The organism is Hydrogenophaga aquatica, from assembly GCF_054780915.1.
On record NZ_BAAGVK010000002.1, the window covers coordinates 405,167 to 426,437 of the forward strand.

Consider the following 21,271-nt stretch of genomic DNA (forward strand, 5'->3'; position numbering starts at 1 on the left):
CTCCTGTTGCGGAATGTGTGGTCGGGGTAGTCAGTACTGTCAGTACGTTTTGGGCACGGGCACCAGGGTCTGCTGCATCACCGCGCAGTCGCTGCGCTTGCCGTCGGCAGCCACGTGTGTGACTTCGGCGGTGGTGACGATCAGCCGCTTGCCTGCGCGGACCACGCGGCCGGTCGCCTGCAGCTCGCCGCTCTGGAACGCCGCGAGGAAGTTGATCTTGTATTCCACGGTGGTCACCTCCATCTTGGGCGGCGCCACGGTAAGGGCCGCGTAGCCGCCGGCAATGTCGGCCAGTGCACCCATGGCGCCGCCATGGAAACCGCCCTGCTGCTGCGTCACACGGTCGGAATACGGCACGGCGAGCGTCACTTCGCCGGGCGCCACGCTCAGCAGGCGCACGCCCAAGTGCTGCATCATGCCCTGGCGGGCCAGGCTGGCCTGCACGCGTTCACGCAGCGCAGCTTCATCGGCGGGGGCGGCGGTTTGGCTCATGGGTCTCCTGCATGTTCGTGCTCCACACGACAATTGACGTTTACGTAAACGTCAATTATGCAACGAAGCCGGGCGTTGTCGACTAAGGGGCTTCCCGAGGGGTCGCCGTTCAGGCGGGCACGCCGTTCTTGTCGAGCTTGGCCAGCAGGGCGCGGGCTTCTTTTTCGTGGACCTTCACTTCGTCCAGGTTGGCCTGCAGGTCGGCCAGCTGCTCCTCGATCTGGCGGCGGTGCTCGGCCAGCACGGCCAGGAACTTGCGCAACTGCGGCCCGGTGTCGCGCGGGCTGTCGTACATGTCGATGATGTCCTTGGCCTCGGTCAGCGACAGGCCCAGGCGCTTGGCGCGCAGCGTCAGCTTCAGGCGAGTGCGGTCACGCGACGTGTAGACACGGTTGCGACCAGCCGGCCCTTCGCGGCGAGGCTGCAGCAGCCCCATGTCCTCGTAGAAGCGGATGGCGCGCGTGGTCAGGTCGAATTCCTTGGCCAGATCGCTGATGGTGTAAGTGGTGACAGTTGCCATGTTGCGTCGATGGAAATTGACGTTTACGTCAACGTCATGGGCGAATCTTAGCGGAAGGCCTCGTCGCGTGCATCCCCGTGGTGCTCCAGGGGGTATATTTACCTCATGGAAACCGCTGCCGCTCCCCTGTCCTTGCGCACAGCCTGGCGCCTTTGCCGCCCGGGCTTTCTCGTCATCACCGTGGTGGCAACCCTGCTGGGCATGGCCTCTGCGGCAGCCTGCGGCTGCGGATTCGACACCATGAAGGCAGGCGTCACGGTCATACTCGCGTGCATGGCCCACGCTGGCGCCAACGTGCTCAACGACTACCAGGACGCGCGCAACGGCGCCGATGCGGCCAACCCCGCGCCGCTGAGCCCCTTCACCGGCGGCTCGCGGCTCATCCAGCAGGGCGCGGTGTCGCTCGAAGACACCAGGCGGCTGGCGTGGATGCTGCTGGGCCTGGCCGCCCTGGGCGGGCTGTGGCTGGCCGTCAAGAGCGGCGGCGGTTTGCTGCTCGTGGGCATGGCGGGGCTGCTCCTGGGCTGGGCTTATTCCGCCCCGCCCCTGGCACTGATGACGCGTGGCCTGGGTGAACTCACCGTGGCAGGCGTGTGGTGGCTGATGGTGATCGGCGCGGACTACGCGCAACGCAGCCAGTTCTTCCCCATCCCGGCCAGCCTGGCCTTGAGCTACGCCATGCTGGTGGCCAACATCCTGCTGGTCAATGGCCTGCCCGATGCGGCGTCAGACGCACAGGTGGGCAAGCACACACTGGCGGTTCGCCTGGGGCCGCGCCTGTCGGCATTGCTCTACCTGCTGCTGGCCTTGCTGGCGCACGGCTGGCTGGCGCTCAGCGCCTGGTTGCTCATTCCGCCCATGCAGGCACTTTGGGGGCTGTTGTCGCTGCCGCTGTCGCTGTGCGCGGCCGCCCTGGTGTGGCAGCGCGCTGCACGGCCCGAAACGCTGCGCCCGGCCATCGTGCTCACCATCGCCGCCACCGTGGTGCACGGCCTGGGCATGGCCGCCGGGTTGCTGAGCATGCCGCGCTAAGGCGGCCAGTAACGTTGGCCCTCAGGCCTGCCTGAGCCGTATGCGTTTGAGTGCCTGCCGCCGCTCGGCATGGTCGGGCAGCACGGCGGCCACCACGGCCCAGAAGGCCGGGCTGTGGTTCATCTCGCGCAGGTGGCTCAGTTCGTGCACCACCACGTAATCGATCAGGTCCGGTGCGAGGTGGATGAGCCGCCAGTTGAGCCGGATGCGACCGTCTGACGAGGCACTGCCCCAGCGCGTGCCCGCGCTGGACAGGCTGAGCTGCGTGTAACGAACGCCCATGTGCGCGGCAAAGTGGTCCAACCGCTGACGGAAAAGCTCGCGCGCCTCACGCATCAGCCAGGCGTGCACGGCGTCCTTCAGCCGCTGCTCATCCGCGTCACGCGCCAGCCCCACCAGCAGGCGGTCACCCTGCACGCAGGCACCCGCGCCGTCAAAGGCGTGGCTCGGGTCCAGCACCAGCGTCAGGCTGCAGCCCAGGTAGTCCAGCGTGGCGCCATCGTGCCAGCGCTGCGGGGGCTGCGCGTTGCGCCCGTGCTCCTGCATCTGCCGCAGTTTGTCCAGTACCCACGCGGCCTTGGTCTGGATGAAGGCCTCCACCTCGGCCACGGGCGCCCAGCGCGGCGCTCGCACGCTCAAACCCAGCGGCCCCACCGACAGGCCGATGGTGCGGCGCTGGCCGCGCTTGAACTCGTAGGCCACCACGGCCTCGCCCACACGGCACTGGCGGTTGGCGCGCGGGTGCCGCCAGACCAGGGAGTCGTGGGCCTGCGCCCCGAACAGGTCGAGCTGCAGCGTTTCCCCGGCGGTCTGCCGCATTGCCGTTTCAGGCTGTCGCCGTGCTGGCGCTGGTACTTGTGCTGTAGGCCTCGGGGTCCAGGCGCCGCATCTCCGCCTCGATCCAGTCCTCCACCTCGCGCATCAGCTCATCGGGATCACGCCCCTGGCTGGGAATGGGCTTGCCGATGGAGAACTCCACCACGCCCGGCTTCTTGATGATGGCGCGGCGCGGCCAGCACTTGGCCGACGTCACCGCGATGGGGATGACCGGTGCGCCGGTCTGCACCGCCAGCCGGGTGCCACCGGACTTGTACTGCCCCTTCTGCCCACGCGGGATGCGGGTTCCCTCGGGAAACATGATGACCCAGGTGCCCTGATCCAGCAGACGCTGCCCCTGCTGCACCACCTTGTTGAAGGCCTGGGCGCGCTTGCTGCGGTCGATGTGGATCATGTCCAGGCGCGACATGGCCCAGCCGAAGAAAGGCACGTACAGCAGTTCCTTCTTGAACACATAGGCCAGCGGATGCGGCATCAGCGCGGGCATGGCAAAGGTCTCCCACGTGGACTGGTGCTTCAACAGCAGCACGGCGGGCGCCTTGCTGCCCACGGGCAGGTTCTCGTATCCGATGACGTGGTTGCGGATGCCCAGGATCCAGCGCCCGCCCCACACCGCCACCCGCAGCCAGCCAGCGCACATCCAGTAGAGCTTTGTGCTGCTCAGGAACGGTGAGACGATGATGACCGCCAGGGCCCAGGGCACCACGGTCACCGCCATGAACAGCAGGTGCAGGATCGAACGGATTGCGGACATCAGGAAGCTTTCTGCGCGTCAAGCGCGAGCACGGCGTCGGCAAAGGCCGACAGGTCTTGGTGCACGGTCACGCCTTCGGGCAGGCCCGAAGGCAGGGTGCCATCGCGGTGCAAGGCAGACTGCCCGGTCAGCACCAGATGCGGCTGGCAACCGGCGGCCACGGCGGCCTGGGCGTCGCGCACGGAATCGCCCACGGCCAGAATCTGGGCAAGCGGGGTACCCATGCGCGCAGCGATCTGGTGGAAAAGGCCGGGCGCGGGCTTGCGGCAGTCGCAATCGTCCTCGGGCGCGTGGGGACAGAAGAACACCGCCTCCACCCTGCCGCCCACGGCCCCCAGCATCTTGTGCATGCGGGCGTGCACGGCGTTGAGCGTGGCCACGTCGAACAGGCCGCGGCCCAGGCCAGACTGGTTGGAGGCCACCACCACCCGCCAGCCGCCCTGGTTCAGGCGGGCCACCGCCTCCAGCGCGCCGGGCAGCGGAACCCAATCGTCGGGGGTGCGGATGAAGTCTTCGGGGTCCTGGTTCAGGGTGCCATCCCGGTCGATGACGATCAGCTTCATGTCCTTCACCCGCTCCTTGCGCGTGGCGGTCAGGCCGCCAGGCGCGACAGATCGGCCACGCGGTTCATGGCCTGGTGCAGCGTGGCCAGCAAGCCCAGGCGGTTGGCTTTGAGGGCCGGGTCGTCAGCATTGACCATCACCTGGTCGAAAAAGGCATCCACGGGGGCCTTCAGCGCGGCCAAGGCCTTCAAGTTGGCAGTGTAGTCGCCTGCCGCCCAAGCTGCATCGGCCACGGGCGCCACCTGCGCCAGCGCGGCATTCAGCGCGGCTTCGGCCGCCTCGCGCAACAACTCGGGCTTCACCGCGGGCTGCACCTCACCTTCGGCCTTCTTCAGGATATTGCCCACGCGCTTGTTGGCGGCGGCCAGGGCCGGGGCCTCGGGCAACGCGGCGAAGGTGCGTACAGCCGCCAGACGGCGCGCCACCTCGCCCAGGCGCTGCGGGCGCAGGGCCAGCACGGCGTCCACTTCCTGGGCGCTGTAGCCCTGCTCGCGCAGGCTGCCACTCAGGCGGTCGTAGATGAAGTCGCTGAGCGCGGCAGACGGATCGGTGATCTTGTCGCCAAACACGGGCACGGCCAGCGCCAGCAGGGCCGTCAGGTCCAGCGGCAGGTCTTTCTCGATCAGCATGCGCACCACGCCGAGGGCGTGGCGGCGCAGGGCGAAGGGGTCCTTGTCGCCGCTGGGCAGGTTGCCGATGCCGAACATGCCCACCAGCGTTTCCAGCTTGTCGGCCAGCGCCACGCACACGCCCACGGCGTTGCGCGGCAGCTCGTCACCCGCAAAGCGCGGCTTGTAGTGGTCTTCGATCGCTTCGGCAATGTCGTTGCCCAGACCGTCGTGGCGGGCGTAGTAGCCGCCCATGATGCCCTGCAACTCTGGGAACTCGCCCACCATGTCGGTCAGCAGGTCGGCCTTGGCCAGCAAGGCAGCCTGGTCGGCCTGGCGCGCCAGCGCATCACCGCCCAGTTGCTGCGCAATGCCGCGCGCAATGGCACTCACGCGCTCCACGCGCTCGCCCTGCGAACCCAGCTTGTTGTGGTACACCACCTTGGCCAGCCCCAGCACGCGCGACTCCAGCGGGCGCTTGCGGTCCTGGTCGAAGAAGAACTTGGCGTCGGCCAGGCGCGGGCGCACCACGCGCTCGTTGCCGCCGGTCACGGCGCTGGCGTCAGCCGGGCTGATGTTGCTCACCACCAGGAACTTGTTGGTCAGCTTGCCTTGCGCGTCCAGCAGGGGGAAGTACTTCTGGTTGGCCTTCATCGTCAGAATCAGGCACTCCTGCGGCACTTCCAGGAATTCGGGCTCGAACTGGCACACCAGCACGTTGGGGCGCTCCACCAGCGCGGTCACCTCATCCAGCAGGGCGTCGTCCTCGATCGGGCGGCAGCCGCCGCCCACCTCGGCGGCGCGGGCGGCCAGCTGGCGCGCGATTTCGGCGCGGCGCTCGGCAAAGCTGGCGATCACCGCGCCGTCGTCACGCAACGTCTGCGCGTAGGCGTCGGCGTGGGCCAGCACCACGGGCGACTTGACCGCCTCGAAGCGGTGGCCCTGCGTGGCGTTGCCCGCCGTCAGGCCCAGTGCCTTCACCGGCACCACGGTGTCGCCGTGCAGCGCCACCAGACCGTGCGCGGGACGCACGAAGTTCACGCTGCTCCAGCCGGGCAGCTCGCAGTCGGTCTCCAGCTGGTAGGTCATCACCTTGGGGATGGGCAACTGGCGGATGGCTTCGTCCAGCGCCTTCTGCAGGCCCACGTCCAGCGTGGCGCCCGTCACCAGGCTATCGTAGAACAGGGCTTCGGCTTTGCCCTCGCCCTGGCGCTTCAATGCCGCCACGGCGGCGGCCGGGTCGGACACGTCGGCTCCCAGCGACGCCAGCTTCTTGAGCAACGCGGGCGTAGCCTGGCCGTCGGCCGTGAGGCCCACCGAGACGGGCATGAGCTTTTGCTGCACGGCCTGGTCTTCAGCCTTGAGCCACACGTGCGACACGTGCGCGGCCAAGCGGCGCGGCGACGCATAGGCCTTCACCTCGGCGTCCGCGCCAGCCAGGCCCATGACCTTGAGCTGATCGAACAGCACACCGGCAAACGCGTCGCCCAGCTTCTTCAGGGCCTTGGGGGGCAGTTCCTCAACAAAGAGTTCCACCAGCAGGTTCTTCGTGGTCATGTCGTGCTTTCCTCAGGCGGCTTTCTTTTCGGTCTGTGCCACGATCTGTTCGACCCATTCGCGCGGCGCCATGGGGAAGCCCAGGCGTTCGCGGCTCTCGTAGTAGGCCTGCGCCACGCTGCGCGCCAGGTTGCGGATGCGGCCGATATAGGCGGCGCGCTCGGTCACGCTGATGGCGCCGCGCGCGTCCAGCAGGTTGAAGGTGTGCGCGGCCTTGAGCACCTGTTCGTAGGCAGGCAGCGCCAGCTTCTGTTCCATCAGGTGCTTGGCGTTGCCTTCGTGCGCGGTGAAGGCGGTGAACAGAAAGTCGGCGTTGCTGTGCTCGAAGTTGTAGGTGGACTGCTCCACCTCGTTCTGGTGGTACACGTCACCGTAGCTCAGCGTGTCGGTCCACTTCAGGTTGTAGACGTTGTCCACGCCCTGCAGGTACATGGCCAGGCGTTCCAGGCCGTAGGTGATCTCACCCGTGATGGGTTTGCAGTCGATGCCACCCACCTGCTGGAAGTAGGTGAACTGCGTCACCTCCATGCCGTTGAGCCACACCTCCCAGCCCAGGCCCCAGGCGCCCAGCGTGGGGTTCTCCCAGTCGTCTTCCACAAAGCGGATGTCGTTCTTCTTCAGGTCGAAGCCCAGAGCCTCCAGACTGCCCAGGTACAGCTCCAGGATGTTGCTGGGCGCGGGCTTGAGCACCACCTGGTACTGGTAGTAGTGCTGCAAGCGGTTGGGGTTCTCGCCGTAGCGGCCGTCCTTGGGGCGGCGGCTGGGCTGCACGTAGGCGGCCTTCCAGGGCTCGGGCCCGATGGCGCGCAGGAAGGTGGCGGTGTGGCTGGTTCCGGCACCCACTTCCATGTCGTAGGGCTGCAACAGCGCGCAACCCTGCGCGTCCCAGTAGGACTGCAGCTTCAGAATGATTTGCTGGAAGGTCAACATGAGGTCTCGGGCACTGGCGGCGCCAGGGCCGGATGAATGGAAAAACGTTGGAATGGGCTCGCGGCCCAGGCGTAACCCGCGATTTTACGGTGGGCTCGCAGCCCCCACGCTTCGCTGCCCCCCGAGGGGGCTTTCGTCGCCTTGGGGCGGCCCGGCGGCGCCTCAATTGCCCCCACGCTTCGCTGCCCCCCGAGGGGGCCTTCGTCGCCTTGGGGCGGCCCGGCGGCGCCTCAATTGCCCCCACGCTTCGCTGCCCCCCGAGGGGGCCTTCGTCGCCTTGGGGCGGCCCGGCGGCGCCTCACATAAACAAAAGCCGGAGCCCTGGTGGGACTCCGGCCTCGGCAACCGTCCAGCGGCGCGGATCGCGCCGGGACAGAACACTGTCTGGGATCAGTACTCCCAGAAAATCCGTTGCAGTTCCTTGCTGTCCTGCGTCTTGGTCAGGGCCACCATGGCCAGGATACGGGCCTTCTGCGGGCGCAGGTCGTGCGCCACCACCCAGTCGTACTTGTCGTCGGGCTGTTCGGCGTTGCGCAGCACGAAGCCATCGGGCACGCGGGCCGAGCGGATGACATGCACACCAGCGGCGCGCAGCGTCTTGAGCGATTCCACCGCCTGCGCGGCCACCGAGCCGTTGCCCGTACCGGCATGCACCAGCGCCTTCACGCCAGCCTTGCCGTAGGCCTCGATGCCGGTGGTGTTCATGTTGCCGTAACCATAGACGATGTCCACCGCAGGCAGGGCCTTGATGTCATCGATGTTGAACTCAGACTGTGTGGTGTGGCGCTTGACCGGCGCGCGGAACCAGTAGTTCTTGCCTTCCACCACCATGCCCAGCGGACCCCACTGGCTCTTGAAGGCCTCGGTCTTGATGTTGATGGTCTTGCTCACGTCGCGGCCGCTCTGGATCTCGTCGTTCATCGTCACCAGCACGCCCTTGCCTGCGGCGTCCTTGCTGGCGGCAACGCTCACCGCGTCGTACAGGTTGAGCGCGCCGTCGGCCGACAGGGCCGTGCCCGGGCGCATGGAGCCCACGAGCACGATGGGCTTGGCGGTACGCACCGTGAGGTTCAGGAAGTAGGCGGTTTCTTCCAGCGTGTCGGTGCCATGGGTGATGACGATGCCGTCCACGTCGGCCTGCTTGGCCAGCGCCGAAACGCGCTGCCCCAGCTTGAGCAGGTGGTCGTTGGTGAAGCTCTCGGACGCGATCTGGAACACCTGTTCCCCGCTGACCTTGGCCACGCTGGCCAGCTCGGGCAGCCCGGCCAACAGCTTGTCGACCGGCACCTTGGCGGCGGCGTAGGTGGCGCTGTTGGCAGCCGAAGCCCCGGCACCCGCGATGGTGCCACCCGTGGCCAGCACCACCACATGCGGCTTGGCCGCCTGAGCGAGCGCCACCGTGGAAGCGGCGGTCAGCAGCAGGCCGGCAAGCCAGCGGGACACCGGGGAGGAAGAAATGACGGACATGAATCGGGTCTCCTGAAAATGAGTTATTGGTTTCCGGGAGCCGGATGCTATGGGAAATAGATGCACATACATGAGGAATAATTGGCGCAACATTGTGAATTTCACTCACAGTCAGCAAACCCCATGAACCTGCGCCAACTCGAAGTTTTTCAAGCCGTGCTGCAAACGGGCAACATGAGCGCGGCGGCGCGGCTGCTGTGCATCACCCCATCGGCCGTGAGCAAGGCGGTGGCCCATACGGAACTGCGGCTCGGCTACCGGCTGTTCAACCGCTCTCCAGCGGGCCTTACGCCCACGCCCGAAGCGCAAGTGCTGGCAGCAGAGTCGAACAGCATCCACCGCCAGCTGGAGGCCCTGCAACGCACCGCGCGCAACCTGGCCAGCCGCGAAGGCGGCGAGGTACGTCTGGCGGCCATCCCCGCCATATCACACGAATTTCTGCCGCAGCTGCTGCAGCACCACGCGCAAAAGCACCCCGAAGTGGGCGTGGCTGTGCGCACCATCCACCAGGACCAGATGACCCAGGCCTTGCTCACGCGCAGCGTGGACTTTGCCCTGGGCTTCTACAAACACCCCCACCCGCAAATCGCCAGCGAACTGCTGGTGAGCGGGCGGCTGTACCTGGCGGTGGCGCAGACCCTTTGGTCGCGCGCGCCGCGTGCCTCGTCACCCTCCACCCGGCTGGCCCGCGTGCCTGCCATACGCCTGGTGGGCGACGACCCCATGCGCCAGTCCATCGACGAACTGGCGCAGCGCCTGGGTACCCGTGAAGGGCCTGGCATTCAGGTGCAGACATCGCGGCTGGCCGTGGAACTGGTGAAGCTGGGCATGGGCTGGACGGTGGTGGACTTCATCACCGCCACCCGGCTGGACAACTCGCAGATCATGGCGCTGGAACTGCACGAGCTGCCGCCCATTTCGCTCTACAGCTACCACGCGCGCAACTCGCCGCCCGGGCTGCACGCCACACGCATGCTGGCCATGCTGCCTGCGCTGCTGCGCGAAACGTTGTCGGCGGGGGCAACAGGGCGTTGAGCCACCCGTTCTGACAGGCCAACCTATCGAGCTCCGATCCGGGTACGCCGTGCCGCCCAGGCCAGGGCAAGCACCGCCACCAACACCAAGGGCCACAGCCCCCAGCGCCCCGCCCAGCGCGCAAAGGGCGTTGCGCCGTCTCGCCCCTGCACCGTGGCGTCCAGCGCGCCGCGCGTGAGACGCGGCAGTTCGTGCGTGACGCGGCCCAGGTGGTCGATGGCCGCCGTGGCGCCCGTGTTGGTGGCGCGCACCATGGGGCGTTGCAGTTCCAGCGCGCGCAGACGCGAGATGTTGCGGTGCTGGTCGATGGCCACCGTGTCGCCAAACCAGGCGATGTTGCTCACGTTCACCAGCACGGTGGGCGCCTGCGCCGCGTCGCGGAAGCTGGCGGCCAGTTCTTCGCCAAACAGGTCTTCGTAACAGATGTTGGGCGCAATGCGCTGGCCCGCCCACACCAGCGGCGGCTGCGCCAGCGGGCCCCGCGCGAAGTCCCCCAGCGGGATGTGCATGAGCTGGGTGAACCAGCGAAACCCTGTGGGAATGAACTCGCCAAAGGGCACCAAGTGGTGTTTGTCGTAGCGGTGCTGCTGCAGGCCGGGCGTCCAGCTGAGCGTGGCATTGGTGAAGCCGTCGGTCCAGTTGCCAACGGGCAGCCCCACCATCACGGCAGACGTGCCTGCAGCCACCGCGTCCAGCAGGCCGCGCAGGTAGGCTGGTTCCAGCTCCTGCGGCAGAACCGGTATGGCCGTTTCGGGCGCCACCACCAGGTGGGGGGCGTCGGCACGGGCCACGGCCTGGCGCAACTGCGCGCCGTACCACTCCAGGGCCAGGGGTATGCCCGCACCGGGGGTGAACTTTTCATCCTGCGGCACGTTGCCCTGCAGCAGGGTGACGGTCAACTCACCGTGGCTGCGGGTATGTGCTGGCAGGTGCTCCACCAGCCAGCGGCCCGGCAAGGGCCAGCAGACCAGGGGCACGGCCACCATGGCAAACGCCCGCCAACCCCAGCCCAAGCCACGGCGGTTGCCTTGACTGAACGCCGCCAGCAGCCCGGCAGCCAGTGCCGCGCTGACCGCGCCCATGCCATACACGCCCACATAGGGCGCCAGCGCCCCGAGGGTGTCAATGTGCGCGTAACCACCCGCCCCCCAGGGGAACCCGGTGAACAAGGTGCCCCGCGCCAGCTCGGCCAGCGTCCAGAGGGCGGCAAAAGCCACGGCCTGAGTGGCAGGGGGTGCGTTGCGCCAGCGCCAGTAAACAGCGCCGGCCACGGCGTAATACAGGCCCAGGGCTGCGGCCAGTGCCAGCACGGCCACGGCCGCCAGCGGCGCCGCCAGACCGCCGTAGATGTGCATCGATATGAAAAGCCACCAGAAGGTGGCGACCAGCCACGCTGTGGCAAAAGCCCAGCCCCGCGCGAAAGCTGCCCGCGCCGTGGGCGCGGCCCGCAAACCGGCCAAAAGAACCAGCAGAGACAGCCACTGCAAGGCGGGCACCGGCTCGCCGGTGGGCCCGAAAGCCCACGGCCAAGCGAGGGACAGCGCCTGCGCGCCGCCCGCCAACAACAGCCCCAACCACCAGAGCCAGCGGCTCAATCCGCCCCCGGCAGGCGCGACACCTTGAACCACTTCACGGCGCCGCCCTTGGCATGCTGGACCAGGAAGCGCAGGCCCTGCACGTCGTGCGCCTCGCCGCGCTTGGGCACATGCCCCATGTCATGCGACACCATGCCGCCTATCGTCTCAAAGGGCTCCACCGGCAGCGCCACCTGGAACCACTCGTTCACCATGTCGATCGATGTGTCGCCACTGACGCGCCAGGTGCCATCGGCCAGCGCAAAGATGTCGCCCTCGTCCTCGCCTTCGTCGAACTCGTCTTCTATTTCGCCGACGATTTCCTCCAGCACGTCCTCGATGGTGATGAGACCCGCCACACGGCCGAACTCGTCGATGACGATGGCCAAGTGGTTGCGGTTGCCCCGGAACTCGCGCAGCAGATCGTTCAGTCCTTTGCTCTCGGGCACGAACACCGCTGGCCGCAACAGCGCGCGGATGTTCAGCTCCGGTGCGCGCTGCAGCTTGAGCAGGTCCTTGGCCATGAGGATGCCGAGAATGTTCTCGCGCTCGCCTTCGTAGACGGGGAAGCGTGAGTGCGCCGTCTCGATGACGGTGTGCAGCAGGTCCTGGTAGGGAGCGTTGATGTCCAGGGCGTCCATGCGGGGGGCCGCCACCATCACGTCGCCGGCCGTCATGTCGGCGATGCGGATCACCCCTTCGAGCATCACGCGCGACTCGGCGTCGATGATGTCGTTGTCCTCTGCCTCGGCCAGGGTCTCGATGAGTTCGTCCTTGGAATCGGGCCCAGGGTTGATGAACTCGGCCAGCTTTTGCAGGAGACTGCGCTTGTCTTCATGCCGCACACCACGGTGCGGCGACGTACTGGGATAGGGGTCGGCCACTGACTGCAGACGGAAGTTGAACTGAGGCCAAGGATACAACAAGCCCATGACACGGCGCCAGCATGCGCACCGCGCGCGGACCGGCCCGCAGGGCTCAGCGCCAGACCATCAGTCGGCGCAGGAAGTTGCGGAAGTGCCGCGTCTGGGCCTTGAGGTGGTAGTCGGTCCGCGCCACCTGCTCCTCCATCAGCTCGGCCATCTGCGAGCCAAAGTCGGCGGGCGGCAGTTCCAGGTGGGCTTCGCTTTCCGAGCCGTCGCGCACCACGGTGGCGCCGCCTTTGCGGGCGATCTTGAGCATGGCCACGTTCTCGCTGAGCGCGTGGATGTACATCAGGGACACGCCCTGGTTGCGCGCGTGCATCACGGCACGCTCGAACAGGCGGTTGCCATAGCCGCGCCCGCGTGCGTGACGGCTCACGCTCACCCCGAACTCGGCGCTGTTGCGGCGGTCCGGCTCGATGGCGTAGGCCAGGTGCGCCATGGCAATCAGTTCCAGGCGGCGGTTGAAGATGCCAAACACCTCGTCACGGTCAAAGCGAATGCCCTCGACGTAGCGGCGGATCTGGTCGTCGTTGGCGGCATAGCCGAAGCGCAGGTAACGGTCCCCCTCACCCAGAGCCAGCAAGTGGCGCTCGATGGCGGCGCGCTGCGACGCCTCCAGTGCCCGTATGGGCACGAGGGATGAAGACGAGGAGCGTTCGGCGACCGTTGGCATGGCGCGAATATAAGGGTTTTCCCTAGATTTGCAAGCCCCTTCTGTCACATGGGCAAGCTGGGTGGAGGGGTTTTCCGGCTCGCCCTGCAAGGCGTCCAGCAAGGACAGCAAGGGCGCTGGATGAAAAACCAGGGACACATGCCCCACACCCATGGCCACATGCTCGTGGGCCCCCGGCCAGCGGGTGGCCCCCTGCGGGTAGACCACGGCGTCGCATGGCGCGGCCCAACTGTGCGCCAGGACAAGGTCGCGCGCGGGTTCGTCCCGGCCCAGGTCGGCCAGCCAGTCGCTGCCCGGGCGCATCTGGCGGCCGCACGCCACGTGGCTCAAGCGCGCCAGCCAAGTCCCCTGGTGCGGCGTGCCCAGCGTGACGATGCCCTGGACCCGGCTGCCCAGGGGTGGAACGGCGCGTCCCTCGACCGCAGCCTGGCGTCGCCAGGCCCGCCACCACGCCCGAATAGCCAACCCGCCCATGCTGTGCCCCACCAGCCAGGGACGCTGGCCGGTGGCCGCTGTCATGCGTTGCACGGCCTCCTCGATCTGCGGCACGTGCCCGTCGATACCGCCGAAGACGGAACGCAGGGTGATGGCCGCACAGGGAACGCCACGCGAACGCAGCTCGCGCAGCCACGGCACCCAGAGCGCCCGGTTGCACAGGTAACCGTGAACCAGCACCACCCCTGCCTTTGGCGGCGGCAGGCCGGGCGCGGGCCAATGGTCCGGCTCGGCATGTTCGCGCCAAGGTTGGCGCCACGCGAACACCAGTGTGGCCGCCCAGGTCTCGCGCCACCAGGCGACAGCCCAATCCTGCCACGCAGGGCCGCCGCCGGACGGGCGCGGTGCCTGCACCAAGGCCAACAAGGTGTGGGCCAGCTGCGCCCAAGCCATGCCCCCGAGCCAGAAGACCACCCCGCCCCACGCCCAGGCCGGGTGCTGCGGCCACCAGTGCTGCCATGTCAACCAGGCCAGCGCCAGGGTCCACAACACGGCGCCGCGCTGCAACCAAGCCACCATCGCCACCTCCTAGCGGCAGGCAACATGCCCCACATGGCCCAAGTGTGCCTCGGGCGACAGTTTCTAGGGGCTTGCCCTGACTGGCCGCGCCAGCGCTCAAGAACACAATGCCTGCTCCTGACGAATTCTCCGGCAAGCACCCACCCATCACATGAACAACCACAAGATCTGGCACGACAGCTACCCCGCAGGCGTCCCGCACGACGTCGACCCGTCGCAATACCGCTCCGTCAACGAACTGCTTGAAGCCTCCTTCAAGCGCAATGCCAAGGAGCCGGTCACCGTCTGCATGGACCGCTGGATGACCTATGGCGAGCTGGACGGGCACAGCGCCGCGCTGGGCGCCTACCTGCAGTCGCTGGGCCTGCCCACGGGTTCGCGCGTGGCCATCATGCTGCCCAACGTGCCGCAGTTCCCGGTCACCATGTCGGCCGTGCTGCGGGCGGGCTACACCTGCGTGAACGTGAACCCCCTCTACACCGCGCGCGAACTGGAGCACCAGCTGAAGGACTCGGGGGCCGACACCATCGTCATCCTGGAAAACTTTGCCAAGACGCTGGAAGAGGTGATCGACCGGACCCCGGTCAAGAATGTGATCGTGGCCAGCATGGGCGACCTGCTGGGCTTCTGGTTCGGCCGCTGGATCACCTTCGCCGTGCGCCACCTGGCCAAGATGGTGCCGGCCTACAAGCTGCCACTCAACGGCCCCACGGGGCAGCGGCACATCGTGCCCTTCCGCCGCGCGCTGGACGAAGGACACCGCCTGAACCTCAAGCCCGCTGACGTGAACCACGACAGCATCGCCTTCCTGCAGTACACCGGCGGCACCACCGGCCTGTCCAAGGGCGCCATCCTCACCCACCGCAACATCATTGCCGCCACGCTGCAGGCCGAAGCCTGGTTCACCCCGGCACTGAGCAAGGTGGGCGACGTTCGCCACGCCAACCACATCATGGCGCTGCCGCTGTACCACATCTTCGCGCTCACGCTGATGCTGCTGGTGATCCGCCAGGGCGCGCACGCCACGCTGATTCCCAACCCGCGCGACATCGCCAAGTTCGTCGACGTGCTCAAGAGCCGGCCGTTCAACGTGCTGCCCGCCGTCAACACGCTGTTCAACGGACTGCTCAACAACGCGCGCTTCCGCCAGCTCGACTTTTCCAGCCTGGTGCTGTCGCAGGCGGGCGGCATGGCGGCGGCCGAAGGCACCGCGCGCCAGTGGCAGGCCGTCACCAAGTGCGCCATGATCGAAGGCTGGGGCATGAGCGAAACCTGCGCCATCGGCACCAACAACCCGGTCACCAACAACAGTTTCACAGGCACCATCGGTTTGCCACTGCCGGGCATCGACATCGCCATCAAGGACGATGCGGGCCAAAGCCAGCCCGTGGGCGCTTCCGGCGAGATCTGCATCAAGGGCCCCAACGTGATGCGCGGCTACTACAACCAGCCCGAGGAAACCGCCAAGACCTTCACCGCCGACGGCTACATGCGCACGGGCGACATCGGCGTGATGGACGAGCGCGGCTACATCCGCATCGTGGACCGCAAGAAGGACATGATCATCGTTTCGGGCTTCAACGTGTTCCCGACCGAGCTGGACAACGTCATCTCGTTGTGTCCGGGTGTGCTGGAATGCGCCACCGTGGGCGTGCCAGACGAGCACTCGGGCGAGGCCATCAAGGTGTATGTGGTGCGCAACGACCCCACCCTGACGGAGGAAGCCGTGCTGCGCTACTGCCACGAGAACCTGACCGGCTACAAGCGGCCCAAGTACATCGAATTCCGCGACGAGCTGCCCAAGAGCAACGTGGGCAAGATCCTGCGGCGGGAGCTGCGGCAGAAGTGACCTGGGCGGGCTGGACAAACCCGGCAGGCATCACGAACTGACCAGCCTTGCCTATACTGGCGTCACCAGCCACTCAGCACCGCCCAGCATGCCCCACCTGGACCCCCGCACCATCGTCTTCCTGACGGGCGCCATGGGGGCCTTGATGGCGGTGGTGCTTTACTCGCTGCACCTGGGGCACCGCTCGTCCATACGCGGTCTCAAGGACTGGGCGGCTGCCCCGTTGGTCATCTTCATCTCGACGTTGCTGCTGGGCGCGCGGGGCATCGCCCCCGACTGGCTGACCATCGTCGTGGCCAACCTGATGCTCTTCAGCGGCGGACTGCTGATGCTGGCAGGCAGCCACAGGTTCTTCGACCGGCCGCTGCCGCGCTGGCTGATGCCAGCCACCCTCCTGGCCATCAGCGTGCCCTTGGTCTGGTGGGGCCTCATGGCCCCGGACTACAACTCGCGTCTGGTGCTCATCAGCGCCTGCATGGCCGCGCTGCACGCCTCCCACTTCCGGCTGGTGTGGCGGCATGACCGGCGCAGCTTCGCCGCGCGCTTCCTGATGGTGGTGCTTGGCGCCACCATCCTCATCATGGTGGTGCGCGCCATCACCGCCTTGGTGGCACCGGTGGGCAACGATCTGTTCACGCCTTCGGCGCTGCAGAGCTTCTACATTGGGGGCTACAGCTTCTCGCTGTTGATGCTCACCATCAGTTTCGTGCTGATGGCATCGGAACGCCTGCGCCAGCAGCTGCATCACCTCATCAGCCACGACACCCTGACCGGGGCGCTCAGCCGCCGGGCCATTTTCGACCAGGGCCTCATCGAGCTGGAGCGCTGCCGCCGCACGCACCGCCCCATCACGGTGATGATGCTGGACCTGGACCATTTCAAGCTCATCAACGACCGTTACGGCCACATGACGGGCGACCGCGTGCTGCGCGACTTCGCGCTGCGCGTGCGCGACGAACTGCGCAAGATCGATCTGCTCGGCCGCTTCGGTGGCGAGGAGTTCCTGGTGATCCTGCCCGAAACCGACCAGGCCCAGGCACTCAACGTGGCCGAACGCATCCTGGCCAGCAAGTCTGCCGAGGCCGACCTGCCCCGCTGCACCGTCAGCATAGGCATCGCCACCCGCAACGGTGCAAAACTGGAGCAGGCAGCCCTGCCCATGCTCGAAGAACTCATTTCCCAGGCCGACGCGGCGCTCTACCGTGCAAAGGCCGCTGGGCGCCACCGCGCCGAGGCCGCCCTGCCCACCTGACCCATGCCAGAGACCTCCTCCCCGCCCCTGCTCCCCCCCGGCATCCGCGTGTTTGAACGCGGCTGGCTGTCTGCCAACAATGTGCTCTGCTCAGGGCCCGAAGGCCATGCCCTGATCGATTCAGGCTACGGCAGCCATGCAGAGCAGACCGTGGCGCTGTTGGAGCACGCGTTGCAAGGCCGGCCGCTGGACCGGCTGATCAACACCCACTTGCACAGCGACCACTGCGGAGGCAACGCGGCCCTGCAGGCCCACTATCCGCAGATGCAGACATGGATACCCCCCGGGCAGGCCGATGCCGTGGCCCGGTGGGACCACCGAGGCCTGAGCTATGCCCCCACCGGACAAACCTGCCCGCGCTTTGCCATCGACGGCGTGCTGCGCCCCGGCGACGAACTGACACTGGCCGGACTGCCCTGGCAGATACACGCTGCACCAGGGCACGACCCGCATGCCGTGCTGCTGTTCCAGCCCGGGCACCGGGTTCTGGTCTCGGGTGACGCGCTGTGGGAAAACGGGTTTGGCGTGGTCTTCCCTGAGCTGGAGGGGGAGCCCGCCTTTGCCGAAGTGGGCGACACCCTGGACCTGATCGAAGACCTGGAGCCGCTGGTGGTGATTCCGGGTCATGGCCGGCCGTTTGGTGGAGACGAAGACAGCGTGGCAGCGGCGCTGGAGCGCGCCCGCAGCCGCCTGCGCCAGTTCACCGAAGACCCCGGCAAGCACCTGCGCTATGCGCTGAAGGTGCTGCTGAAGTTCAAGCTGCTGGAGTGGCAGCGCGCCAGCGTTGAGCAGGTACACACCTGGGCCCGCGCAACGCCCTACCTGCTGCAACAGCACGAACGCCACGCCCAGGCCGATTTCGACACCTGGCTGCAGGCTTTGATCGACGAGCTGTGCCGCTCCGGCGCCGCCCGGCGCGAGAACGGCTGGCTGGTCGACGCCTGACGCAGGCGTTTACAGACCCAGCATCAGCTGCAGGTTCTGCACGGCAGCGCCGCTGGCGCCCTTGCCCAGGTTGTCCAGCCGCGCCACCAGCACGGCGTGGCGGTAGGCTTCGTTGCCATACACGCGCAACTCCAGCTTGTTGGTGTTGGCCAGGGCCACTGCATCCAGCTTGCCGTCGGTGGTGGCGGGCTCCACCGTCACCCACTGGCTGCCCGCGTAGTGCGCCGCCAGTGCATCGTGCAAATCCTTCAGCCCGACCTGCCCGGGCAGCGCGTCCAGGTGCAGCGGCAGTTGCACCAGCATGCCCTGCGGGAAATTGCCCACCGAAGGCACGAAGACCGGCCGACGCGTCAACCCCGTGCAGGCCATGATCTCGGGCAGGTGCTTGTGGCTCAGCCCCAGCGCATACAGCTCGAAAGGCGCGGCCGAACCGGCCTCGTAAGCTTCGATCATGGTGCGGCCGCCGCCGGTGTAGCCACTCACACTGGGCAGACACAGCGGGTGGTCCTTGGGCAGCAGACCGGCATCCACCAGCGGGCGGATCAAGGCGATGGCACCCGTGGCATAGCAGCCCGGGTTGGCCACGCGGTCGGCCTGGCGCACGGCCTCGGCCTGCCCCGCGCACAGCTCGGGAAAGCCATACACCCAGCCCGGCGCCACACGGTGGGCGGTGGACGCATCGATGATGCGCGGCGCCTTTTCGCCTGCGGCCTTGAGCCCGTCGATCATGGCCACGGACTCGCGCGCGGCATCGTCGTGCAGGCACAGGATCACCAGGTCAGCCCGAGCCATCAGCTCGCGTTTGGCGGCGGGGTCCTTGCGGCGCTCCGGGGCAATGCTGAGCAAGTCGATCTGCGGCATCTGGGCCAGCCGCTCGCGTATCTGCAGACCGGTCGTGCCTGCTTCGCCGTCAATGAAAACCTGTGGCATGGGGAATTCTCCGTGGGGTATACGCATCACCAGCGCGAACGGTACGCCTCGCACTGGGCGTCAGTTTGGCACAAGTTTTGTGCATGGCAGCATGATACATTTCAGGGTTCGTGTGTCCTTTGGCCTGTTGCACCGTAACCGTGGCCGCCATGCCCACGCTACCTTGCCCTCAGGGCGGACGTGTTGTGTTTGACTCTTTCAGAGAGCGATTTTCATGAAGATTCACGAGTACCAAGGCAAGGAGATCTTGCGTCAATTCGGCGTGCCCGTTCCCCGTGGCATTCCCGCCTTCACGGTGCAGGAGGCTGTTGAGGCCGCCCAGAAACTCGGCGGCCCCGTGTGGGTTGTCAAGGCGCAGATCCACGCCGGTGGACGCGGCAAAGGCGGCGGCGTCAAGGTCGCCAAGACCATTGACCAGGTCAAGGAACTGGCTGGCCAGATCCTGGGCATGCAGCTCAAGACGCACCAGACCGGCCCCGAAGGGCAGAAGGTCCGCCGCCTCTACATCGAAGACGGCGCCGACATCCAGAAGGAATACTACCTGTCCGTGGTGACCGATCGCGGCACCCAGAAGGTGGCTTTCATTGCCTCCAGCGAAGGCGGCATGGACATCGAGGAAGTGGCCCACAGCACCCCCGAGAAGATCGTCAAGGTTTTCGTGGACCCGCTGACCGGCCTGACCGAAGCCCAGGCCAAGGAACTCGCCGCCGGCATCCAGATGCCCGCCGACTCCGTCGCCCAGTTCACCGACGTGTGCCAGAAGCTCTACAAGTGCTACATGGACACCGACGCCTCCCTGGTCGAGATCAACCCCCTGAACCGCGACAGCAAGGGCAACATCATCGCCCTGGACGCCAAGTTCAACTTCGACGCCAACGCCCTGTTCCGCCACCCCGAGATCGTGGCCCTGCGTGACCTGGACGAAGAAGACCCCGCCGAAATCGAAGCTTCCAAGTTCGACCTGGCTTACATCAGCCTGGACGGCAACATCGGCTGCCTGGTGAACGGTGCCGGTCTGGCCATGGCCACCATGGACACCATCAAGCTGTTCGGCGCCGAGCCGGCCAACTTCCTCGACGTGGGCGGCGGCGCCACCCCCGAGAAGGTCACCGAAGCCTTCAAGATCATGCTGAAGAACCCGAAGGTCAAGGCCATCCTGGTCAACATCTTCGGCGGCATCATGCGTTGCGACACCATCGCCACCGGCGTCATCACCGCCTGCAAGGCCGTGAACCTGAACGTGCCGCTGGTGGTGCGCATGAAGGGCACCAACGAAGAGCTGGGCAAGAAGATGCTGGCCGAGTCCGGCCTGCCCATCATCAGCGCCGACACCATGGCCGAAGCCGCCCAGAAAGTGGCAGCCGCCGTCAAAGCCTAAGCCCAGGAAAGCGAGAACACGTCATGTCGATCTACATCAACAAAGACACCAAGGTCATCACCCAGGGCATCACCGGCAAGACCGGCCAGTTCCACACCGAAAAGTGCCAGGAATACGCCAACGGCAAGAACTGCTTCGTTGCTGGCGTGAACCCCAAGAAGGCCGGTGAGTCGATCTTCAACATCCCCATCTACGCCTCCGTCAAGGAAGCTGCGCAGCAGACCGGCGCCACCGTGTCCGTGATCTACGTGCCTCCGGCAGGTGCCGCGGCCGCGATCTGGGAAGCCGTCGAGGCCGACCTGGACCTGGCCATCTGCATCACCGAAGGCATTCCCATCCGCGACATGCTGGAAGTGCGCAACAAGATGAAGGCCAAGGAAGCCGCAGGCGGCAAGAAGACGCTGCTGCTGGGCCCCAACTGCCCCGGCCTGATCACGCCCGACGAGATCAAGATCGGCATCATGCCCGGTCACATCCACAAGAAGGGCCGCGTGGGCGTGGTGTCGCGCTCCGGCACGCTGACTTACGAAGCCGTGGCACAGCTGTCCGAGCTGGGCATTGGCCAGTCGTCTGCCGTCGGTATCGGTGGTGACCCGATCAACGGCCTCAAGCACATCGACGTGATGAAGGCGTTCAACGACGATCCGGACACCGACGCCGTGATCATGATCGGCGAGATCGGCGGCCCCGACGAGGCGGAAGCCGCCCAGTGGTGCAAGGCCAACATGAAGAAGCCCATCGTCGGCTTCATCGCTGGCGTGACTGCCCCTCCGGGCAAGCGCATGGGCCACGCTGGCGCGCTGATCAGCGGCGGCGCCGACACGGCCGACGCCAAGCTGGCCATCATGGAAGAGTGTGGTTTCAAGGTGACCCGCAACCCGTCCGAAATGGGCAAGCTGCTCAAGGGTCTGCTGTGATCCCAGGCCGGGCCTTGC

The 21,271-nt window shown here is 66.8% G+C and carries 19 protein-coding genes; 7 read left to right on the plus strand and 12 right to left on the minus strand.

Going from position 1 to position 21,271, the window contains the following annotated elements:
* Window positions 1–39: 39 nt before the first annotated feature.
* Together ACYVHH_RS03030 and ACYVHH_RS03035 are read right to left on the minus strand one after the other, a co-directional pair.
* Entirely contained in the window at window positions 40–492 is a 453-nt protein-coding gene (locus ACYVHH_RS03030) for a PaaI family thioesterase (RefSeq protein ID WP_460563548.1), read from the minus strand.
* 109 nt (window positions 493–601) lie between these two features.
* The gene (locus ACYVHH_RS03035) at window positions 602–1,012 is read right to left on the minus strand and encodes a MerR family transcriptional regulator (RefSeq protein ID WP_460563550.1); all 411 of its coding nucleotides are present in this window, start codon (window positions 1,010–1,012) and stop codon (window positions 602–604) included.
* A gap of 105 nt (window positions 1,013–1,117) precedes the next feature.
* Here ACYVHH_RS03035 and ACYVHH_RS03040 point away from each other — a divergent pair, with 105 nt between their 5' ends.
* Window positions 1,118–2,044 carry a UbiA family prenyltransferase gene (locus tag ACYVHH_RS03040; protein WP_460563551.1) on the plus strand — a complete coding sequence of 309 codons (927 nt, stop codon included), beginning with the start codon at window positions 1,118–1,120 and terminating at the stop codon, window positions 2,042–2,044.
* Between the two features lie 21 nt (window positions 2,045–2,065).
* Here ACYVHH_RS03040 and ACYVHH_RS03045 read toward each other — a convergent pair whose 3' ends face one another.
* From ACYVHH_RS03045 to ACYVHH_RS03070, 6 genes are all read right to left on the minus strand, one after another.
* Window positions 2,066–2,863, minus strand: a complete 798-nt coding sequence (locus tag ACYVHH_RS03045; protein ID WP_460563552.1) for a M48 family metallopeptidase — start codon at window positions 2,861–2,863, stop codon at window positions 2,066–2,068.
* A 7-nt stretch (window positions 2,864–2,870) separates the two neighbouring features.
* Window positions 2,871–3,635: a lysophospholipid acyltransferase family protein gene (locus ACYVHH_RS03050; RefSeq protein WP_460563553.1), complete on the minus strand. Its 765-nt coding sequence runs from the start codon at window positions 3,633–3,635 to the stop codon at window positions 2,871–2,873.
* On the minus strand, window positions 3,635–4,198 hold the full coding sequence (gene gmhB, locus ACYVHH_RS03055) for a D-glycero-beta-D-manno-heptose 1,7-bisphosphate 7-phosphatase (protein ID WP_460563554.1): 564 nt from the start codon (window positions 4,196–4,198) through the stop codon (window positions 3,635–3,637). The genes ACYVHH_RS03050 and gmhB overlap by 1 nt, the downstream gene beginning before the upstream one ends.
* A gap of 29 nt (window positions 4,199–4,227) precedes the next feature.
* Window positions 4,228–6,363 (minus strand): glycine--tRNA ligase subunit beta, encoded by a 2,136-nt coding sequence (gene glyS, locus ACYVHH_RS03060; RefSeq protein ID WP_460563555.1) that lies wholly within the window; start codon window positions 6,361–6,363, stop codon window positions 4,228–4,230.
* Window positions 6,364–6,375: 12 nt separating this feature from the next.
* A complete protein-coding gene (gene glyQ / locus ACYVHH_RS03065) occupies window positions 6,376–7,293 on the minus strand; it encodes a glycine--tRNA ligase subunit alpha (RefSeq protein ID WP_460563556.1) in 918 nt (305 codons plus the stop codon).
* Between the two features lie 390 nt (window positions 7,294–7,683).
* Complete coding sequence (locus ACYVHH_RS03070; protein WP_460563557.1) at window positions 7,684–8,760, minus strand: type II asparaginase; 1,077 nt, start codon at window positions 8,758–8,760, stop codon at window positions 7,684–7,686.
* 123 nt (window positions 8,761–8,883) lie between these two features.
* Between ACYVHH_RS03070 and ACYVHH_RS03075 the strand changes: the two genes are divergently transcribed.
* Complete coding sequence (locus ACYVHH_RS03075; RefSeq protein WP_460563558.1) at window positions 8,884–9,795, plus strand: LysR family transcriptional regulator; 912 nt, start codon at window positions 8,884–8,886, stop codon at window positions 9,793–9,795.
* 23 nt (window positions 9,796–9,818) lie between these two features.
* Here ACYVHH_RS03075 and lnt read toward each other — a convergent pair whose 3' ends face one another.
* Genes lnt through ACYVHH_RS03090 form a run of 3 tightly spaced genes read right to left on the minus strand, consistent with a single transcriptional unit; the run spans window position 9,819 to window position 12,968 of the window.
* Complete coding sequence (lnt, locus tag ACYVHH_RS03080; protein ID WP_460563559.1) at window positions 9,819–11,390, minus strand: apolipoprotein N-acyltransferase; 1,572 nt, start codon at window positions 11,388–11,390, stop codon at window positions 9,819–9,821.
* Window positions 11,387–12,301: an HlyC/CorC family transporter gene (locus ACYVHH_RS03085; RefSeq protein ID WP_460563560.1), complete on the minus strand. Its 915-nt coding sequence runs from the start codon at window positions 12,299–12,301 to the stop codon at window positions 11,387–11,389. Before ACYVHH_RS03085 ends, lnt begins: the two co-directional genes overlap by 4 nt.
* 46 nt (window positions 12,302–12,347) lie before the next feature.
* Window positions 12,348–12,968 (minus strand): GNAT family N-acetyltransferase, encoded by a 621-nt coding sequence (locus ACYVHH_RS03090; protein ID WP_460563617.1) that lies wholly within the window; start codon window positions 12,966–12,968, stop codon window positions 12,348–12,350.
* A gap of 1,165 nt (window positions 12,969–14,133) precedes the next feature.
* Here ACYVHH_RS03090 and ACYVHH_RS03095 point away from each other — a divergent pair.
* The 3 genes from ACYVHH_RS03095 (at window position 14,134) to ACYVHH_RS03105 (ending at window position 18,028) form a co-directional block, all read left to right on the plus strand.
* The gene (locus ACYVHH_RS03095) at window positions 14,134–15,831 is read left to right on the plus strand and encodes an AMP-binding protein (protein WP_460563561.1); all 1,698 of its coding nucleotides are present in this window, start codon (window positions 14,134–14,136) and stop codon (window positions 15,829–15,831) included.
* An 88-nt stretch (window positions 15,832–15,919) separates the two neighbouring features.
* Window positions 15,920–17,083 (plus strand): GGDEF domain-containing protein, encoded by a 1,164-nt coding sequence (locus ACYVHH_RS03100; protein ID WP_460563563.1) that lies wholly within the window; start codon window positions 15,920–15,922, stop codon window positions 17,081–17,083.
* Between the two features lie 3 nt (window positions 17,084–17,086).
* Window positions 17,087–18,028, plus strand: a complete 942-nt coding sequence (locus ACYVHH_RS03105) for an MBL fold metallo-hydrolase (RefSeq protein WP_460563564.1) — start codon at window positions 17,087–17,089, stop codon at window positions 18,026–18,028.
* 9 nt (window positions 18,029–18,037) lie between these two features.
* Here ACYVHH_RS03105 and argC read toward each other — a convergent pair whose 3' ends face one another.
* Complete coding sequence (gene argC, locus ACYVHH_RS03110; protein ID WP_460563565.1) at window positions 18,038–18,958, minus strand: N-acetyl-gamma-glutamyl-phosphate reductase; 921 nt, start codon at window positions 18,956–18,958, stop codon at window positions 18,038–18,040.
* 214 nt (window positions 18,959–19,172) lie between these two features.
* Between argC and sucC the strand changes: the two genes are divergently transcribed.
* Window positions 19,173–20,336, plus strand: coding sequence for an ADP-forming succinate--CoA ligase subunit beta (gene sucC / locus ACYVHH_RS03115; RefSeq protein ID WP_460563566.1), 1,164 nt, complete (start codon window positions 19,173–19,175; stop codon window positions 20,334–20,336).
* A 23-nt stretch (window positions 20,337–20,359) separates the two neighbouring features.
* Complete coding sequence (gene sucD, locus ACYVHH_RS03120; RefSeq protein ID WP_460563567.1) at window positions 20,360–21,253, plus strand: succinate--CoA ligase subunit alpha; 894 nt, start codon at window positions 20,360–20,362, stop codon at window positions 21,251–21,253.
* The last annotated feature ends 18 nt before the right edge of the window (window positions 21,254–21,271 follow it).

Bases quoted from the DNA above. Each gene is read 5' to 3' on its own strand.
- ACYVHH_RS03075 (WP_460563558.1), top strand. From the start codon at position 8,884: ATGAACCTGCGCCAACTCGAAGTTTTTCAAGCCGTGCTGCAAACGGGC.
- sucD (WP_460563567.1), top strand. From the start codon at position 20,360: ATGTCGATCTACATCAACAAAGACACCAAGGTCATCACCCAGGGCATC.
- ACYVHH_RS03100 (WP_460563563.1), top strand. From the start codon at position 15,920: ATGCCCCACCTGGACCCCCGCACCATCGTCTTCCTGACGGGCGCCATG.
- ACYVHH_RS03050 (WP_460563553.1), bottom strand. From the start codon at position 3,635: ATGTCCGCAATCCGTTCGATCCTGCACCTGCTGTTCATGGCGGTGACC.
- ACYVHH_RS03105 (WP_460563564.1), top strand. From the start codon at position 17,087: ATGCCAGAGACCTCCTCCCCGCCCCTGCTCCCCCCCGGCATCCGCGTG.
- gmhB (WP_460563554.1), bottom strand. From the start codon at position 4,198: ATGAAGCTGATCGTCATCGACCGGGATGGCACCCTGAACCAGGACCCC.
- ACYVHH_RS03085 (WP_460563560.1), bottom strand. From the start codon at position 12,301: ATGGGCTTGTTGTATCCTTGGCCTCAGTTCAACTTCCGTCTGCAGTCA.
- ACYVHH_RS03090 (WP_460563617.1), bottom strand. From the start codon at position 12,968: ATGCCAACGGTCGCCGAACGCTCCTCGTCTTCATCCCTCGTGCCCATA.
- ACYVHH_RS03045 (WP_460563552.1), bottom strand. From the start codon at position 2,863: ATGCGGCAGACCGCCGGGGAAACGCTGCAGCTCGACCTGTTCGGGGCG.
- glyS (WP_460563555.1), bottom strand. From the start codon at position 6,363: ATGACCACGAAGAACCTGCTGGTGGAACTCTTTGTTGAGGAACTGCCC.
- ACYVHH_RS03040 (WP_460563551.1), top strand. From the start codon at position 1,118: ATGGAAACCGCTGCCGCTCCCCTGTCCTTGCGCACAGCCTGGCGCCTT.
- sucC (WP_460563566.1), top strand. From the start codon at position 19,173: ATGAAGATTCACGAGTACCAAGGCAAGGAGATCTTGCGTCAATTCGGC.
- ACYVHH_RS03070 (WP_460563557.1), bottom strand. From the start codon at position 8,760: ATGTCCGTCATTTCTTCCTCCCCGGTGTCCCGCTGGCTTGCCGGCCTG.
- ACYVHH_RS03095 (WP_460563561.1), top strand. From the start codon at position 14,134: ATGAACAACCACAAGATCTGGCACGACAGCTACCCCGCAGGCGTCCCG.
- argC (WP_460563565.1), bottom strand. From the start codon at position 18,958: ATGCCACAGGTTTTCATTGACGGCGAAGCAGGCACGACCGGTCTGCAG.
- ACYVHH_RS03030 (WP_460563548.1), bottom strand. From the start codon at position 492: ATGAGCCAAACCGCCGCCCCCGCCGATGAAGCTGCGCTGCGTGAACGC.
- glyQ (WP_460563556.1), bottom strand. From the start codon at position 7,293: ATGTTGACCTTCCAGCAAATCATTCTGAAGCTGCAGTCCTACTGGGAC.
- ACYVHH_RS03035 (WP_460563550.1), bottom strand. From the start codon at position 1,012: ATGGCAACTGTCACCACTTACACCATCAGCGATCTGGCCAAGGAATTC.